Origin of the sequence: Pseudomonas sp. BN414 (assembly GCF_029871275.1) — a bacterium.
Classification (GTDB): Bacteria; Pseudomonadota; Gammaproteobacteria; order Pseudomonadales; family Pseudomonadaceae; genus Metapseudomonas; species Metapseudomonas resinovorans_C.
The window spans coordinates 170,747-186,809 of the sequence record NZ_SSOL01000066.1 but is presented as its reverse complement, the minus strand read 5'-3'; the positions used below and the strand labels follow the sequence as shown (position 1 = coordinate 186,809).

The 16,063-nt window shown below is 64.4% G+C and carries 15 protein-coding genes; 5 read left to right on the top strand and 10 right to left on the bottom strand.

The features are described from left to right. Positions 1-41: 41 nt before the first annotated feature. The 3 genes from E8E95_RS15215 to hpaI all read left to right on the top strand — a co-directional run bounded on the left by E8E95_RS15215 (position 42) and on the right by hpaI (position 3,057). Positions 42-1,352, top strand: a complete 1,311-nt coding sequence (locus E8E95_RS15215; protein ID WP_280351491.1) for an MFS transporter — start codon at positions 42-44, stop codon at positions 1,350-1,352. An 11-nt stretch (positions 1,353-1,363) separates the two neighbouring features. Further along, positions 1,364-2,167 (top strand): 2-oxo-hept-4-ene-1,7-dioate hydratase, encoded by an 804-nt coding sequence (gene hpaH, locus E8E95_RS15210; RefSeq protein WP_280351489.1) that lies wholly within the window; start codon positions 1,364-1,366, stop codon positions 2,165-2,167. A gap of 86 nt (positions 2,168-2,253) precedes the next feature. After that, positions 2,254-3,057, top strand: coding sequence for a 4-hydroxy-2-oxoheptanedioate aldolase (hpaI, locus tag E8E95_RS15205; protein ID WP_280351486.1), 804 nt, complete (start codon positions 2,254-2,256; stop codon positions 3,055-3,057). A 255-nt stretch (positions 3,058-3,312) separates the two neighbouring features. On the opposite strand, the gene E8E95_RS15200 is transcribed toward hpaI, so the two are convergent. From E8E95_RS15200 to E8E95_RS15180, 5 genes are all read right to left on the bottom strand, one after another. Beyond that, positions 3,313-4,251 carry a p-hydroxyphenylacetate 3-hydroxylase reductase component gene (locus E8E95_RS15200; protein WP_280351483.1) on the bottom strand — a complete coding sequence of 313 codons (939 nt, stop codon included), beginning with the start codon at positions 4,249-4,251 and terminating at the stop codon, positions 3,313-3,315. A 103-nt stretch (positions 4,252-4,354) separates the two neighbouring features. Beyond that, complete coding sequence (locus E8E95_RS15195; RefSeq protein ID WP_280351481.1) at positions 4,355-5,524, bottom strand: p-hydroxyphenylacetate 3-hydroxylase oxygenase component; 1,170 nt, start codon at positions 5,522-5,524, stop codon at positions 4,355-4,357. 233 nt (positions 5,525-5,757) lie between these two features. Then, entirely contained in the window at positions 5,758-6,180 is a 423-nt protein-coding gene (hpaR, locus tag E8E95_RS15190; RefSeq protein ID WP_280351479.1) for a homoprotocatechuate degradation operon regulator HpaR, read from the bottom strand. 116 nt (positions 6,181-6,296) lie between these two features. After that, on the bottom strand, positions 6,297-7,403 hold the full coding sequence (locus E8E95_RS15185) for a polyamine ABC transporter substrate-binding protein (RefSeq protein ID WP_280351477.1): 1,107 nt from the start codon (positions 7,401-7,403) through the stop codon (positions 6,297-6,299). Positions 7,404-7,475: 72 nt separating this feature from the next. Further along, complete coding sequence (locus tag E8E95_RS15180; protein WP_280351475.1) at positions 7,476-8,291, bottom strand: carbon-nitrogen hydrolase family protein; 816 nt, start codon at positions 8,289-8,291, stop codon at positions 7,476-7,478. Positions 8,292-8,423: 132 nt separating this feature from the next. Here E8E95_RS15180 and E8E95_RS15175 point away from each other — a divergent pair, with 132 nt between their 5' ends. Further along, entirely contained in the window at positions 8,424-9,212 is a 789-nt protein-coding gene (locus E8E95_RS15175) for a helix-turn-helix transcriptional regulator (RefSeq protein ID WP_280351473.1), read from the top strand. A 387-nt stretch (positions 9,213-9,599) separates the two neighbouring features. On the opposite strand, the gene E8E95_RS15170 is transcribed toward E8E95_RS15175, so the two are convergent. From E8E95_RS15170 to E8E95_RS15150, 5 genes are all read right to left on the bottom strand, one after another. Further along, the gene (locus tag E8E95_RS15170) at positions 9,600-9,863 is read right to left on the bottom strand and encodes a DUF2790 domain-containing protein (RefSeq protein WP_280351471.1); all 264 of its coding nucleotides are present in this window, start codon (positions 9,861-9,863) and stop codon (positions 9,600-9,602) included. 179 nt (positions 9,864-10,042) lie between these two features. Further along, positions 10,043-10,954, bottom strand: a complete 912-nt coding sequence (locus E8E95_RS15165; protein ID WP_280351469.1) for an HlyD family secretion protein — start codon at positions 10,952-10,954, stop codon at positions 10,043-10,045. A gap of 7 nt (positions 10,955-10,961) precedes the next feature. Further along, entirely contained in the window at positions 10,962-11,162 is a 201-nt protein-coding gene (locus E8E95_RS15160; RefSeq protein ID WP_077527090.1) for a DUF1656 domain-containing protein, read from the bottom strand. Continuing rightward, complete coding sequence (locus E8E95_RS15155) at positions 11,152-13,371, bottom strand: FUSC family protein (protein WP_280351466.1); 2,220 nt, start codon at positions 13,369-13,371, stop codon at positions 11,152-11,154. The genes E8E95_RS15160 and E8E95_RS15155 overlap by 11 nt, the downstream gene beginning before the upstream one ends. A gap of 9 nt (positions 13,372-13,380) precedes the next feature. Then, entirely contained in the window at positions 13,381-14,889 is a 1,509-nt protein-coding gene (locus E8E95_RS15150; RefSeq protein ID WP_280351463.1) for an efflux transporter outer membrane subunit, read from the bottom strand. A gap of 178 nt (positions 14,890-15,067) precedes the next feature. On the opposite strand from E8E95_RS15150, the gene E8E95_RS15145 reads away from it, so the two are divergent. Beyond that, positions 15,068-16,018 (top strand): LysR family transcriptional regulator, encoded by a 951-nt coding sequence (locus E8E95_RS15145; RefSeq protein ID WP_280351461.1) that lies wholly within the window; start codon positions 15,068-15,070, stop codon positions 16,016-16,018. Positions 16,019-16,063 lie beyond the last annotated feature (45 nt).

Sequence of the window (16,063 nt, the reverse complement as noted above, 5' to 3'; positions counted from 1 at the left end):
GCCCCACCTCCCCCGCTCTCATTCAGAAAAAGTACAAGACCATGAGCACAATCGATTCCGTTTGCCCTGCTGGCACCGAACACGCCATCCGCGACGCGACCCATCGCGCCGTCACCTGGCGGCTGATGCCTCTGCTGCTGGTGTGCTACCTGTTCGCCCACCTCGACCGTATCAATATCGGCTTCGCCAAGATGCAGCTGAGCGCTGACCTGCAGTTCAGCGACACCGTCTACGGCCTCGGCGCCGGTCTGTTCTTCATTGCCTACGCCCTGTTTGGCGTGCCCAGCAATCTGGCCCTGGAACGGGTCGGCCCACGCCGCTGGATCGCTTTCCTGATGGTGGTCTGGGGCTTTCTATCCAGCGGCATGTTCCTGATCCAGGACGCCACCGGTTTCTACGTACTGCGCTTCCTTCTTGGCGTGGCCGAGGCCGGCTTCTTCCCCGGCATTCTGGTGTACCTCAACCGCTGGTATCCGGCACGTCGCCGCGCCCAGATCACCGCCCTGTTCGCCATCGCCGTGCCCATGGCCGGGGTGATAGGCGGGCCGCTGTCTGGCGCAATACTCGAAGGTTTCCACGACCACCTGGGCCTGCGCGGTTGGCAGTGGATGTTCCTGCTGGAAGGTTCCCCCGTGATCCTTCTTGGCCTGGTTGTATGGTTCAACCTGCCGGAGCGCTTTGATGCAGTTGCATGGTTGAGCGACGAGCAGAAGCGCTGCTTGCGGGAGGACATGGCGATCGAGGAGCAGCGCAAGCCCATCACCTCCTTCGCCGGGATCTTGCGCGATCGCTGGGTGTGGCTCCTGGTGGCGATCTACTTCGCGGTAATGCTGGCGGTGAATACCCTGGCCTTCTGGATGCCCACCCTGATCCACGGCACCGGCATCGCCCGGGACAGCCAGGTTGGACTGCTCAGCGCCATCCCCTATGTGGCAGGTGTTTGCTTCATGCTGGCCTGCGGTCGTTCCTCTGACCGTCACCGCGAACGCCGCTGGCACCTGTGCGTTCCGCTGTTGATGTGCGCTGCCGGCATTGCCATCAGCGGGCTGTTACCCGGCAGCACCGTCCCCGTCCTGCTTGGACTGATCATCGCCGGCATGGGTGCCAGCGCCGCCCTGCCGATGTTCTGGCAGTTGCCACCCGCCTTCCTCTCTTTCCGCACCCAGGCTGCCGGGATCGGTCTGATCAGCTCCTTCGGCAGCGTTGCCGCTTTTCTCGCGCCCTACCTGATCGGCTGGATGCGTGACACCACCCAGAGCGCCAGCCTCGCGCTGTTCGTCCTGGCCGTATTCATCGCCCTCGGCGCCGCGCTGGTGCTTCGCACGCCCGCCGAACTCGTCAATCCTCGTTAGAGAACCCCGTCATGCTCGACCCTACTCTGATCCAACAGGCCGCCGCCCGTCTCGACGCCGCCGAGCGTTCCCGCGAACAGGTGCGTCAGTTCTCCCTCGATTACCCGTCCATCAGCATCGACGACGCCTATGCCATCCAGCGCGCCTGGGTCGCCCAGAAGATCCGTGACGGCCGCAAGCTGGTCGGCCACAAGATCGGCCTGACCTCCCGGGCCATGCAGGTGTCGTCCAATATCACCGAGCCGGATTACGGCGCGCTGCTGGACGACATGCTGTTCGAGGAAGGCAGCGACATCCCGTTCGAGCGTTTCATCGTCCCGCGCGTGGAAGTGGAACTGGCCTTCATCCTCGGCAAGCCCCTACGCGGCCCGAACTGCACGGTTTTCGACGTGCTGGATGCCACCGAGTGGGTGATTCCCGCGCTGGAGATCATCGACGCCCGCATCCAGCAGGTGGACCCCGATACCAAAGTGACACGCAAGGTGTTCGACACCATTTCCGACAACGCCGCCAACGCCGGCGTGGTGATGGGCGGCCGCGCCGTGCGCCCGACAGATATCGATCTGCGCCGCGTGCCGGCCATCCTCTACCGCAATGGCGTGATCGAGGAATCCGGTGTGTCTGCTGCCGTACTCAACCATCCGGCCAAGGGAGTGGCGTGGCTGGCCAACAAGCTGGCGCCCTACGACGTCACCCTGGAAGCCGGCCAGATCATTCTCGGCGGCTCCTTCACTCGTCCTGTGGCGGCAAACCCCGGCGACACCTTCCACGTCGACTACGACCAGTTGGGCTGCATCGCCTGCCGCTTCGTCTGACGCGCCCCTGTAGGAGCGAGCTTGCTCGCGAAGCGCTTCGCCAGCAGAGCTGGCTCCTACATTCAATGCCTGCCAAGGAGTCCTCCATGGACCTGCCGATCAACCACTTCAAACAGCGCCTGCAATCCGGCCAGCCGCAGATCGGCCTCTGGCTCGGCCTTGCCGATGCCTATTGCGCGGAGCTGGCGGCCAATGCCGGCTTCGACTGGCTGCTGCTCGACGGCGAGCACGCGCCCAACGATCTGCGCACCCTGCTGGCCCAATTGCAGGCCATTGCACCCTACCCGTCCCAGCCGATCATCCGCCCGCCCATCGGTGACGCGGTGCTGATCAAGCAACTGCTGGACATTGGCGCCCAGACCTTGCTGGTGCCCATGGTGGAGTCGGCCGAACAGGCTGCCGAGCTGGTCCGTGCCATGCGCTATCCGCCCTTTGGCATCCGCGGTGTCGGCAGCGCCCTGGCCCGTGCCTCGCGCTGGAACAGCATCCCCGGCTACCTCGACCAGGCTGACGAGCAGATGTGCCTGTTGGTGCAGATCGAGAACCTCGAAGGCCTGGCCAACCTGGACGTGATCGCCGCCGTGGAAGGTGTTGACGGCGTCTTCATCGGACCGGCCGATCTCTCCGCCGCCATGGGCCATCGCGGCAACCCCGGCCACCCGGAAGTCCAGGCCGCTATCGAAGATGCCATCGCCCGCATCCGCGCTGCCGGCAAGGCCGCCGGCATCCTCTCCGCCGACCAGACCCTGGCGCGTCGCTACATCGAACTGGGCGCCGCTTTCGTCGCCGTTGGCGTGGATACCACGGTGCTGATGCGTGGGTTGCAGAGCCTGGCAGGTGCATTCAAGGGAACGGCCACTCCGGTGAGTGGGGGTGGCGGGGTGTATTGATTGCCCCAGGTAATTGAAGAAGCCGGCTCCTTGAGCCGGCTTTTTTGTGTCCGCCGCTCAAACACCTGCCGCCTGGAAATCCCTGTAGGGGCGAATTCATTCGCCAAGCAGGACACAGTCCTGCCGTAGGTTGGTGCTGAGGAACGAAGCCCAACGTCCAGACGCGCCGTGGTTCGTTGGGCTTCGCAAAGCTCAGCCACAACCTACAAAAAAATGGCGCCCCTTGGGCGCCATTTGCTCTGCACTCGAGCTCGATCAGCCCAACGCAATCACCGCCTTGAGCATCTGCTTGAAGGTTTCCACCTGCTCCTCGCCGAACTGAGCGAACACCTTCTCCTGTTGTTCTCGAGCAATGCGCCAGAGCGCGTCAGCCTGCTCCACGCCCGCGGGGGTCAGCACGTAACGATCCTCCGCGTCGGCCACCATGCCCTTGCGTTTGAGGATGGCCACGGCCTCCTCGATTTCGCGCATGGGCATCGCCACCTCACGTTGCAGATCGCACAAGCCGAGGCCTGCATCGTTCTCCAGCACCATCAGCATGCGCGCTTCACTGGTGCGCAGGCCGGTGGACAGCTGCTTGGGCTGGTAATCGGACTGGTAACCACGTACCGCCTGGGTCATCAGGTAGTAGAGGTTATGGGACAGGCGCCCCTGAAAGGCGCTCGAAGCCGGCTGGCCCTTGGCCTTCTGCGTCATGCGGGTGTGCGGCAGGACCATGGAGTAGGCGCCCTGGTGGTAGAGCAGCGGCGAACGACCGAAGTCGTCGAAACGCACCACCTTGCCGATGAGAATCCAGTGATCGCCACCTTCCACGTGCTGGTGCATTTCACATTCGAAGCGTGCCGCACAATCGGGCAACAGCGGCGCGCCACCGATGCCGGACTCCACGGCAACGCCCTCGAACTTGTCGTCCCGGGGACGAGCGAACTGATTGGACAGGTCGATCTGGTCGGCCGCGAGGATGTTCACCGCGAAGTGGCTGGCTCGCTCGAACACCGCCAGGCTGCTGGAGCGCTTGTCGATGCTCCAGAGGATCAGCGGCGGCTCCAGCGACACCGAGTTGAAGCTGTTGGCGGTGACGCCCACACGGGTGCCATCGGGCGCAGTGGCGGTCATCACCGTGACCCCGGTGGCGAAGTTGCCCAGGGCGCGGCGGAAGGCACGGGAATCGAAGAGGGTTTCTTGAGAGGACATGGCGCAGCTCCTGGCGACCACCTCCGAAGGGCGGACGCGCGATTGTTCTGATTGGGCGACGCAGGGCCGCCCGGCACGCAGGTGAGCGATGAAGCCCGGAGGATCAAACCATCGAGGGATCAGGCTCCAGGCCCATCAGCTCGCGACCGAGGATCTGCGCGCAGACGTCGTAGTCGGTGTAGGCGTGGGCGCCGGTCATGTGGGAATCACGGAACAGACGCTGCATCTCGTTGTTCTCGAGCCAACTGGTGCCACCGGCCGCCTCGAACAGACGGTCCACAGCCTGGATGCACATCTTCACGGCGTAGGCCTGGTTGGTGCGCCAGAAGGCCAGGGTTTCGCGGCTGGGGTACTGGTGGCGCTCGCCATGTTCGGCATGCTCCTGCCAGGTCTTTTCCAGGAAGGCGCGGGCGGCGGCTACCTGGTGGGTGGACTCGGCCAGGCGCATCAGCGCCGGGGTGGCAGTGCCCACGTTCGCGCCGGTGTAGGCGCGCACGCGGTTCTTCGTCTTCTCCTTGTAGGCCTCCAGCATGCGCTCGGCGATACCGAGGCTGATGGCCGCGAAGCCGCTGGCGAAGTAGGGGCGATAAGGGGTGTAAAAGATCTTGCTATCCGGGTACAGGCCGAAGCCGTCCGAGCGCCCCTCCATCATGTCCTTGGCGGCCTGGATGCGATGGTTCGGGACGAAGGCGTCCTTGATGATCAACGTCTTGGTGCCGCTGCCCTTCATGCCCGCGGCGTACCAGTCATCACGAATCTCGTAGTCGCTGCGAGGCAGCACCGCGAAGCAGTAGACCAGTTCGCCGTCGGCGTTCTTGCGCCGGCATCCGACGATGGCCCATTCGGCATGGTCGCTACCACTGCTCCAGCCCATCTCGCCGCTGAACAGAACCCCACCCTCGACTTCCTCGACCTTGCCGAACGGTGCGATAGAGCTGCTGGCGGTGGCATTGGAGTCCTCGCCCCAGATCTCCTCCTGCAGGCGTGCAGAGAACATCGCCAGCTGATGACTGTGGGTGCACAACAGGCTGAAAGCCCAGGCGGTGCTGGCGCAGGCGCCGGCCAGGGCAACCACGCAATCGGCGAACTCCGGCAGGGAGATTTCCATGCCGCCGTACTTCTTCGGTTGCAGCGCGCGGTGCATGCCGATGCCCTTGAGCATGGCGATGTTCTCCTCCGGCACCTGGCGCAACTGCTCGGCTTTCGAGGCATTGGCAGCAATGGCCGGGAGGATGGCCTTGAGGTCGTCGAGAAGGGAGTTTGGCTTTTTCATGTCGAGGCCCTGCTTATTGTTAGTACTTGGAAAAGGCCAGGCAGATGGCTCATCTCGATGCACAAAGGCACGGGAAGCCGGAGCCTGAAACGGGTAACCCAAGTGGGTGCAGGGCGATTATGGGACGGGGGGCAAACGTCAAGAATGGACGTTACGGTCTCTCGATTGCACTTTTCATGGCGCGCCGGAAACGTTGCGTTTCCGGCATAGGACCCGGCTCGCGGCGTGCCCTATCAGGGTTTGATCTGCTTCAGCTCGTTGAGCAGCTCGATCAATTGCTTGAGCTTGTCCTCGCCGAACTGCTCCTGGATCTTCTGGTAGTTGGCTTCCATGCCCTCGCTCATGGAGAGGAAGCACTGGTGGCCCTTCCCGGTCAGATTTACCAGCACGCGGCGCTGGTCTTGCGGAGCCTTGCGGCGTACCACCACGCCATCGCGCTCAAGGCGCGCCAGCACGCCCGTCATGCTCGGCTTGAGGATGCAGGCGAGGTCCGCCAGCTGGTAACTCTCCAGTTCGCCGTGCTGGCGCAGCAGGCGAATAACCCGCCATTGCTGCTCGGTCAAATCGTGCTGGTTGAGCAACGGACGGAAGAAGCTCATGGCCGCTTCGCGGGCCTGGAGCAGGGTCAGGGTCAGGGAGGGGCGGGGTTGGGGCATGTTGGCTCGGGTCCAGGATTTATCGTGAAGATTTTAACGAAAGTAGCCGTACCCGCGCAGCTCCAGCAAGACGAAGGGAGCGAACACCTTGGTGGAAGCCCCCACAGCCTGCCCCATCAGGACCCCGATTTGACCTTGCTCCAGACGCGGGTCCGGACACGTTCCAGCTTCTGCGCCAGTGGCTCGAGCGTGAACAGCTTGTCCATCACGTCCCGTGGCGGATAGACCATCGGGTTGTCGTGCAGCGCCTGGGTGACCAGGGTGTCGGCGGCCTTGTTGGCGTTGGGGTAGCCCAGGTAGTTGGAGGTATCGGCGATCACGTCCGGCCGCATCATGTAGTTGATGAAGGTGAGCCCTTCCTGCGGGTGCTGGGCATCCTTGAGCAGGACCAGGTTCTCGAACCAGACTGGCGCACCCTCTCGCGGGATGCTGTATTCGAGGCGCACCTGGGAGCCGGCGTTCTTCGCCGATTGCTGAGCCTCGTAGACACCGCCGGCCCAACCCACCACCACGCAGATATCGCCATTGGCCAGGTCGGTGATGAACTTCGACGAGTTGAAATAGGCGATATGCGGCTTGAGCCTGACCAGCAGTTCTTCCGCCTTCGCGTAGTCCTCCTTGCGCGTGCTGTGGGGCGGCAGGCCGAGGTAGTTCAGGGCGATCGGGATGATCTCGCCCGGTGCGTCGATCATGGCGACACCGCACTGGCTGAGCTTCTCGAGGTTCTCTTGCTTGAGCACCAGGTCCCAGGAGTCGACCGGGGCGCCATCGCCAAGGATGGCCTTCACTTTGTCCGCATTGTAGCCGATACCGGTGGTGCCCCAGAGGTAGGGCGCGGCATAGCGATTATCCGCATCGTTGGCCTGCAGCTTGGCGAGGATTTCCGGGTCGAGATGGGACCAGTTCGGCAGCTTGTCGTGATCCAGTGGCTGCAACACACCGGCCTTGATGAGGTTGGGCAGCGTGCTGTTGGTGGCCACAACCACGTCGTAGCCGCTGCCGCCGGTCATCAGCTTGCCTTCCATCATCTCGCTGCTGTCGAACACGTCGTAGACGGTCTTGATGCCGGTCTCGCGGCTGAAGTTCTTCACCACATCCGGACCGATGTAGTCATACCAGTTGTAGACATGGACGCGCTGCTCAGGCGTCTCTGCCTGAGCCTGGCCGAGACCCACGGCAAGGATCGAGGCCAGGGCGAACGTCAGGGTGCGGGTTGGCTTCATCAGGGTGCTCCAGGTGGACCGGGCGCGGTTGCAGTCCGCCCCCGTTGGGGAAATGGGCAGGGGCGGTTCGACTCAGGGAATCAGCAGTTCGCGGCGTCCGTCGGCGTGCTCGATGCGTTCGCCGGGGAGGATCAGGCGGCGGTCGGAGAGGTATTGGTACTCGGCCCGGGCTTCCTGCAGCAGTCGAAAATCCAGCTCGACCACCTGCCGGCAGGGCTCGCGGCCGGCCTCGAAGATCAGGCGGCCGAAGGGATCGACCGCGGCGCTTCCGCCTGCGAAGACCAGGTCGTCATCGCCCTCTCCCACCCGGTTCACCATCAGCGCGAAGGCCTGGTTTTCCTGGGCGCGGGCCATGATCGCAGTGCGGTGCACGGGGCCGTATGGGTCCATGTTGCCGTTGGTGACCAGGATCAGCTCGGCGCCCAGCTGTGCCAGTGCCCGTGCGGTCTCGGGTAGCTCGATGTCGTAGCAGATCAGGATGCCGATGCGCACGCCCTTCCACAGGGCCGTTGCGTAGCGGTCGCCGGGCGTGATCAGTCCGCGCTCGGACGGCCAGAGATGGGTCTTGCGGTAATGCAGTGCCACGCCGTCGGGCGTCACCAGTGCCGAGGTGTTGTAGACGGTGCCATCGGCCCGTTCGAGCAACCCGACCAGCACCGCGACATCCTTCTCGCGGGCGGCACGCTGCACGGCTTTGAGACTGGGGCCATCCCGGGGTTCGGCTACAGCCGCGACATTATCGGCATTCGGAAAACCCATCAGTTGGGTTTCCGGAAACACCACCAGCTCGGTTTCTGGTGCGCACGCGGCAATGGCCTCCAGGGTGCGTTCGAGGTTGTAGGCGGTGTCGCCGTCACGACCGGCGAGTTGGACGAGTTCTACCTTCATGGATGCTCCTTCTTGTCAGCGGGCGGGCAAGCGTCACAATGCTCGCCACTCGCCCTGGCATGCCCGGAGTATGGGGCTCGCCCCGGCCAGGAGTAATTACGCAAGCGTGGTAACCCATCGGGGGTAGCGAACATGAGTCTGACCTTGCAGGACATCGCCTGGCACCAGTCCGTCGGCCGGCTGATCGAACAGCTCGACCGTCCCGGATTCTGGCTGGCCCTGGTGCGCCTGCTGGAGCAATACCTGCCCTTCGACAGCTGGGTGGTGCTGCTCTTCAGCGACGGTCGACCGCAGGTATTCGCCGAGTGCCCCGGCGCTGATGGCGGGCCCGATCCCCTCTTCCAGGACTACCTGCGCGGGCTCTACCAGCTCGATCCCTTCTACATCGCCAGCCGCGAAAACAACGCCGCCGGCCTGTTCCGCTTGGGCGAGGTGGCGCCGGAATGCTTCGAGCAGACGGATTACTACCAGCGCTATTTCCGCCTCAATGTGGTAGCCGATGAAGTGCAGCTGAATGTGCCGCTGGAGGGCGGCAGGACGCTCTGTCTTTCGCTGGGTTCACGCCAACGCTTCAGCCCGGAGCAGATCGCCTTGCTCGGCCTGATCCAGCCCTGGGTCGCCGGCCTGATGCGCCAGCGCCTGACCTTCGAGCAGGAGCTGATGGCCAGCCCGCCGCCACCCGCTCCGGCCTGGCAGGCGCAACTGGAAGCCGCCGGGCAGAAGGTGGAAAACGCCCTCACCGCCCGCGAACTGGAGGTGGGACGCTTGATGCTGAGCGGCTGCTCGAGCAAGGAGATCGCACGCAAGCTGGACATCTCCGCCGAAACGGTGAAGGTCCACCGCAAGCACATCTACAGCAAGCTGGGGATCAAGTCGCAGTCGGAGTTGTTCCGACTGTTCCTGGAGGCTCAGGAGGGGTGAAGCCTTCATTCGTAAGATGGGTAGAGGAACGAAACCCATCGCGACTGAATTGATGGGTATCGCAAGCTCCACCCATCCTACGAACTGACGCAATCCTCTCCCCCGGCCCCCGCTCTGCGCCCCGGCCTGATCGCTTCGCGCTCAGGCGCTCATCGGCACCGGAAGCGGTGCTTCCGAAAGCGTGCCTCTTCACCCCAGAGGGCGAGGGGTGACTCGCGCCGGAGAGGGATAAACCAACCTGACGCAGCCAGCTGCCTGAAACTTGGCAGTTCGTAGGATGGGTAGAGGAACGAAACCCATCGCTACTGAATTGATGGGTATCGCAAGCTCCACCCATCCTACAAACTACAACCCGTTAAATCGGTTTGAACAATTACTTCCCGCCAATCAACCGTTACCGCAACCCTGACCGAAAACTACATATTCCAGGCGATGAACTTTGCCCTGGTGATCTTCGTAGGTCATATAAGCCGGAACTACGCCACAGACATCGGGTACTTCACTTCGAGAAATAACCTTGGCGATATCAAGTTCCATTCCATAGTGATACTGCTCGATTACGGGCTCCCCGGCGACCGCAGATTCCACCGGCTCTGCAGCCAAGGCGAAGGCAGGCATGCCGGCAAGCGCCAGCAAGGCAAGAGTTTTCATTGGATTGTTTCCCGAGTGCTTGGAGTTTGAAACTTCGACCAGCTCTCCACGAACTGGTCGAAGGTACAGCGCAACACCTTGCGGTGATGTTTACGGCAGCAAGTGCCTCATCGTGGGAGGCGGGATAATTTTAAGGGTCGGGAAACTTCACAAACAGCGCCGAATACAACAAGGACTTTTTACTGGCCGAACAACAATCCGTCCAGCCAACCGGAAGTTTCCGGCCTGGCGCCCTTCTCCCCGATCACCACGGTGCAAGTCATCCCGGCGGCCAGCAGCACGCCTTCCGGCACTTCGTCGAGATGGATGCGCACCGGCACTCGCTGGGCCAGGCGTACCCAGTTGAAAGTGGGGTTCACGTCGGCGATCAGTTCACGGCTTTCCGGGTTGTCGCGGTCGTAGATGCCCCGGGCGATGCTGTCCACACGCCCGGTGAGGCGCTCGCCGCTCATCAGCCTGAGTTCGGCAAGATCGCCGACCTTGATGTGTGGCAGGCGGGTTTCTTCGAAGTAGCCGTTCACGTAGAAGGACTGCTCGTCCACCAAGGCCATGCTGGCCTCGCCGCGCTCGGCGTAGTCACCCTTGTAGACGTTGAGGTTGGTGATATGGCCGGCCACCGGCGCGCGGACTTCAGTGCGCGCCAGATCGAGTTTCGCGGCCTCCAGGGCGGAGACGGCCTCGTGGTATTCGGCCAGGGCCGCGGCGGCCAGGTGGCCGGCGTCTTCGCGGCTCTCGCGGGAGACCACCAGGTCGTCCATGTCGGCGCGGCGGTCGGCGTTGACCTTGCGCATCGCCAGGGCTGCCTTGCGGGCCGCCACCAGGGCTTCGGCCTGCTCCACCGCCACGGCGTAGTGGGCCGGGTCGATGCGCAATAGCAGGTCGCCCGCTTCCACCTTCTGGTTGTCGCGTACCGCTACTTCCAACACCAGGCCGGCCACGTCCGGGGCGATGTTGATCACGTCGGCGCGCACGCGGCCGTCGCGGGTCCAGGGCGAGTCCATGTAGTGCTGCCAGAGGGTGCGCACCAGCACGACCGCCAGCGCGAGGATGAGCAGGGTCGCGCCGACACTGATGATTCGTTTCAGGGACATGAGAGCCTCAACGGTAGATGGTCAGCGCCAGGGCGCCATACAGGCAGGTGAACAGACCGACGCGCAGCAGCGCCGGGTGCCAGGCGTGGCGGTAGAGGCCGCACCAGGCGAACAGGCGGTCCAGCGCCCAACCGAGCAGGAACGCCACCAGGAACAGCACGGTCAGGCTCGGCAGATAAACGCCGTGCAGGGCGATTTCACGCGGCATGGGCGACTCCTTGCAGGTGTGCACTCGCGGTATCGCCACCCAATGGATTCTGCGGGTCCAGCAACGAGGTGCGGATGAAGTGCAGGTAGCTCTGCAAACGGCGCAGGGGCGAGGTTTCGAACTGCGGCGCGCAGGGCTCGGCGGTGCTGCGCACGCTGTCGATGGCCTGCTCCACGGCGAGCAGGGCGCGCTGTCGATTGGTTTCCGAAGGCTGGATGAACAGCCGGATCAGCGCCCGGCCCATGGCACGGATAGCGTTGCGCCAGGGCATGGATTCGGCATAGCAGGACAGTGCCGGCAGGCGCGCCTGCTCCAGGCGCATTTCGATCACCGCATGCCCCACTTCCTGAACCAGGAACATCCAGCGCAGCAACTGGCGCTGCACGTCCGGGCGACCGGCGGAATACAGGTAGGCCTGGTTCAGCAAGTCGCGGGTGCCGCTCTCGAAACCGGACACCAGTCCCTTCATTCGTCCGCTCACGGCACTCACGACACACATGCGCAGGTCGCGCTCCAGGCGCCGCCACAGCCAGGGCCGGTTGGGCGGCAGGAGCACGGCGGCGGCCACAGTTGCCAGGGCCATGGACAGCACCGATGCCAGGTACTCGTTGAGCACCCGGTGCGGGTCGAATAGCGCCTGGTTGGCCGGCATGGAGTTCATGCTGAACCAGATCAGCAGGCCGAGGCCGGCACCCGCCAGTTGTGGCCGCGCCAGCAGGTAGGCACCCAGCGCGACCACCGGTGCCAGGGCACAGCAGAGCAGCGCGAAACCGTCGATTGCCGGCAGGACCCGGAAGGTCATGAAGATACCCAGGCAAGCGCCGGCGGTAGCCCCCAGGGTAAGTTGCAGCGAAAGACGCCGGGGGCTGGAGGAGGACGATGCCAGCGCCGAAACCATGCCGATGGTCATCGCGAAAGTGCCGCCACTGGGCCAGGCCGTGGCCATCCAGAAGGCGCCGAGCAGCAGGATCAACAGGCTGCTGCGCAGGCCCGCCACGGCAGCGGCTACCGCGTTCGCACGGGGCCGGAAACTCTCCTTCCACTGCTCGCGGGCGTGATGGTCGTCGAGTAGCGAGGCGTGGGTCTGGGCATAGCTGTGCAGATCGTCTGCAAAGCGATAGAGCAGCTCGGCAGCGGTGTCGTAATCCAGGCTCTGGGCTTCGCTGGGGTGTTGCATGGCGAGCTGCGCGCGGCCGCTGCGGATCAATTGCATCAGTTCCTGCTTGCAGGCCTCCAGGCGGATGGCGAGCTGCGCCGCGTCGGCCTCGCTGCTGAGGCGATCACGCAGCGGCGCGAGCAACCGAGAGACTTCCGCAAGGCACGGCTGCAACGCCTCCAGCACCGCGCCCCCGTAGGAGCCAACTCTGCTGGCGAATTCCGTCGGCTCGGAGCCTTCGCGAGCAGAGCTCGCTCCTACAGTGAGACGGCGCAGCAACTGGTGAAGACCGTGGAAACGCGTAGAGAGCACCATGAACTCGTTGTTCAACCGCGCCAGGCGTCCGCTGCGCATGCGCATGTGCGGGTCTTCGAAGGCGGTGGCGTTGCGCATGTTCTCCAGGTTCACGGCGGCGGCCGCAAAGCGCGCGTTGCTGGCATCGAAACGCGCGGTATCGAGGCCACCGGCCAGGCCTTCGCAGGCGAAGGCGGCGAAGTCGCGGAAACGTCCGTGCAGCGTGTTGCGCAGGTCGGTGCTGGTGCTCTGCGGCAGGATCAGGCCGTTGACCAGGCCAGTGCAGAGAATGCCCAGGCTGATCTCCAGCACGCGCCAGAGGGCGAGCATGAAGGCATCGTCGGGGTGGCTCGTGGCCGGCAGGCCGATCATCACCGCCGTGTAGCCCGCCAGCACGCAGGCATAGCCGCGGAAATCCCGGTAGCGCGCGGCGCCAGCCGTACACAGGCCGATCCAGATGGCCAGGCAGAGCATGAACAGCACCCGCTCCTGATTGAACAGGGCGATCAGCGCCACCATCACGGCCAGTCCCAACAGGGTGCCGATGATGCGGTAGAAGCTCTTGGCCAGGACCTGCCCGCTCTGCGGTTGCATGACGATGAACACCGTCACCAGTACCGTGCCCGGCTGCGGCAGCTCCAGCCGATAGGCCAGCCAGAGGGCGAGGAAAGCGGTGAGCAGGGCCTTGAAGATGAAGGCCCAGGTCAGGCCGTCACTGCGCGCCCACTCGACCAGCGCGCGGTTGAAGGTTCGAACCATGTCGGGTCCTCAGGGCTTGGGGAGAAAACGCAGGCGTGGTTCCTGCGGCGCCAGGCTGGCGTCGGCGGGGCCGGAGGGCTCGGGCAGCACACCACCACCGAGCGCCAGCAGCAGATCTGTCTGGGCACCGAGCAAGGCCGCGCGCACCAGCTGTTGCTGGAGCTGGCGCTGGAACAGCACGGGTTGGGTTTCCAGCACGGCGTCGAAACCGGTGAGGCCGCGCTGCTGGGCCAGCAGCGCGAGGTCACAGGTCTTCTGCGCGGCCGCCACCGCTTCGGCGGCGAGTGCCTGCTGCTGGTGCAGCGACTTGATGCGCACCAGGGCATCGGCTACCTGTTGTAGCGCGCTGATCAAGGTCTGGTTGTATTGCTCCACCGCAACGTCGTATTCGGCAGCGGCAGCCCCGAGCTGACCACGGCGCAGCCCGCCATCGAATACCGGCAGGCTGAGGGCAGGCCCGAGGTTGTAGGTGAGCTTGTCGTAGCGCAGGAAGTCCAGGACGCCGCCCTGTGTGGCATTGGTGCCGATACCGCCCAGCAGGTTGACGTTGGGATAGAAGCCCGCCTTGGCGACCTCGATACCGCGCGCCTGGGCTGCCACCTGCCAGCGGCTGGCGACCAGGTCCGGGCGACGGCCGAGCAGTTCCAGCGGCAATTGCGCGGGCAGGCCGGGCAGCTTTTGCAGGTCGAGCATCGGCCGCTGCAGGCGCTCGCCCTCCCCCGGTCCCTTGCCGGCCAGGGCGGCAAGCTGGTTGCGAGCCAGGGTGATGGATTCGTCCAGGGCATCGATCTGCCGGTGGCTTTCCGGCAACGGCGCTTCGGCACGACTGACTTCCAGGCGCGTGCCGATGCCGTCGCGCAGGCGCTGTTCGGCCAGCCGCAGGATTTGTTCCTGCTGTGCAAGGGTGGCCCGGGCAATGTCCATCTGCGCATGCAACAGCGTCAGGTGGATGTAGCTGCGCATCAGGTTGCCCTGGAGCTCCAGCGCCGCCAGACGGGCCTCCGCCACCGCCACACGGACCTCGTCCATCGCCTGATGGCTGCGGCTACGCTCGCGTCCCCAGAGATCGAGGTCGTAGGAGAAGCCGAGCAGGCTGGCGTTGTTCCAGCTGGTGGTGCGGGCGAGATCGCCAGGGCCGTAGAAGTTGTCCTGCGGCCAGCGCTTGCGCTGCACATTGGCGTCGAGATTGACCTGGGGCTGCTCGGCGGACTCCACCACGCCAGCCAGGGCGCGGGCCTTGCGCACCCGGGCGGCGGCAATGGCCAGGCTGGGACTGCCGGCAATCGCCTCCGCCATCCAGGCGTCCAGCTGCGGGTCGCCATACGCGCGCCACCATTGGGCACTGGGCCAGGCGGCGTCATGTTCGGCGCGGCGAATGGCCGAGCCTGGGTCAAGTTGGGATGCGTCCAGGCGCTCAGCCTGAGGGGCTATGCCCTGACTATCGATACAAGCGGAGAGGAGCGAAACGGCGGCGAACAGACTGGCGCGGGCGACGCCGGGCCAAGGATTGCGGTGCACTGCGGCATATCCTGCATGCTGGATAACCAGGGCTGATGCCTGGAACGGCGGCGATTCTAGAACTGGGCGGAGCCAAGGATAAGGCGACGGATAGATGAAGGATTGTGTACTGAATCAGCCATAATCTCAGGACATACTTCGTGACAAAATTTGCCTCCCTTCCGGGCCAGGACCCTCCATGGACATCCTTTTCAACATGCGCGCCTTCGTCTGTGTGGCGGAGACTGGCAGCTTCACCGCCGCTGCCCAGCGCATGGACCTCACCACCTCGTACATCTCCCGCGCCGTCGCCACCCTCGAAACCCACCTGCGCACGCGCCTGCTGCATCGCACCACCCGTCGCATCGCCCTGACCGAAGCCGGTCAGCGCTACCTGCTGCGCTGCGAGCAGATCCTCGGCTACATCGAGGAAGCCGAGGCCGAGGCCAGCGAGGCCCACGCACGGCCGGTGGGCAACCTGAAGGTGCATGCCATGACCGGCATCGGCCAGCACTACCTGATCAAGGCCATCGCCGGGTACAGCGAGAAGTACCCGGACGTGAGCTTCGACCTGACCCTGGCCAACCGCACCACCGATATTCTCGACGAGGGCTACGACATCTCCGTGGTGATCGCCCAGGAGCTGCCGGATTCGGGGTTCATCTCCAAGCAGCTCGGCACCACCTACAGCGTGCTCTGCGCCTCCCCCGGCTACATCGAGAAACACGGGGCGCCGCGTATGCCGTCGGAACTGTCGAAACACCGCTGCCTGCGCCTGGTGAACAACGTGATGTCCCTGGACAAGTGGCTGTTCGAAGGCCCGGACGGGCAGGAGATGGTCAGCGTCAACCAGACGCCGTTCCAGGTGAATACGGCCGATGCGATGACCGAAGCCATCAAGGCAGGGATAGGGGTTGGCGTGGTGCCGGTGTACTCAGCCATCAGCGGCTTGAAGGACGGCAGCCTGGTGCGCGTACTGCCCAACCACAGTCTCTTCCCCCTCGGCATCTACGCGCTCTACCCATCGCGGCAGTTCCTCGATGCGAAGATCCGTACCTGGGTCGAATTCCTTCGGGAGTTCCTGCCGGAGCGGGTTGAGGCGGATGAGAAGGCCGTGGCGGAGTACAGCTTGAGGTTGGGTACGCGTTAGCAGCCTGGCTTTCGCGCGAGCCTGCCCTCCCTCACCCCCGGCCCC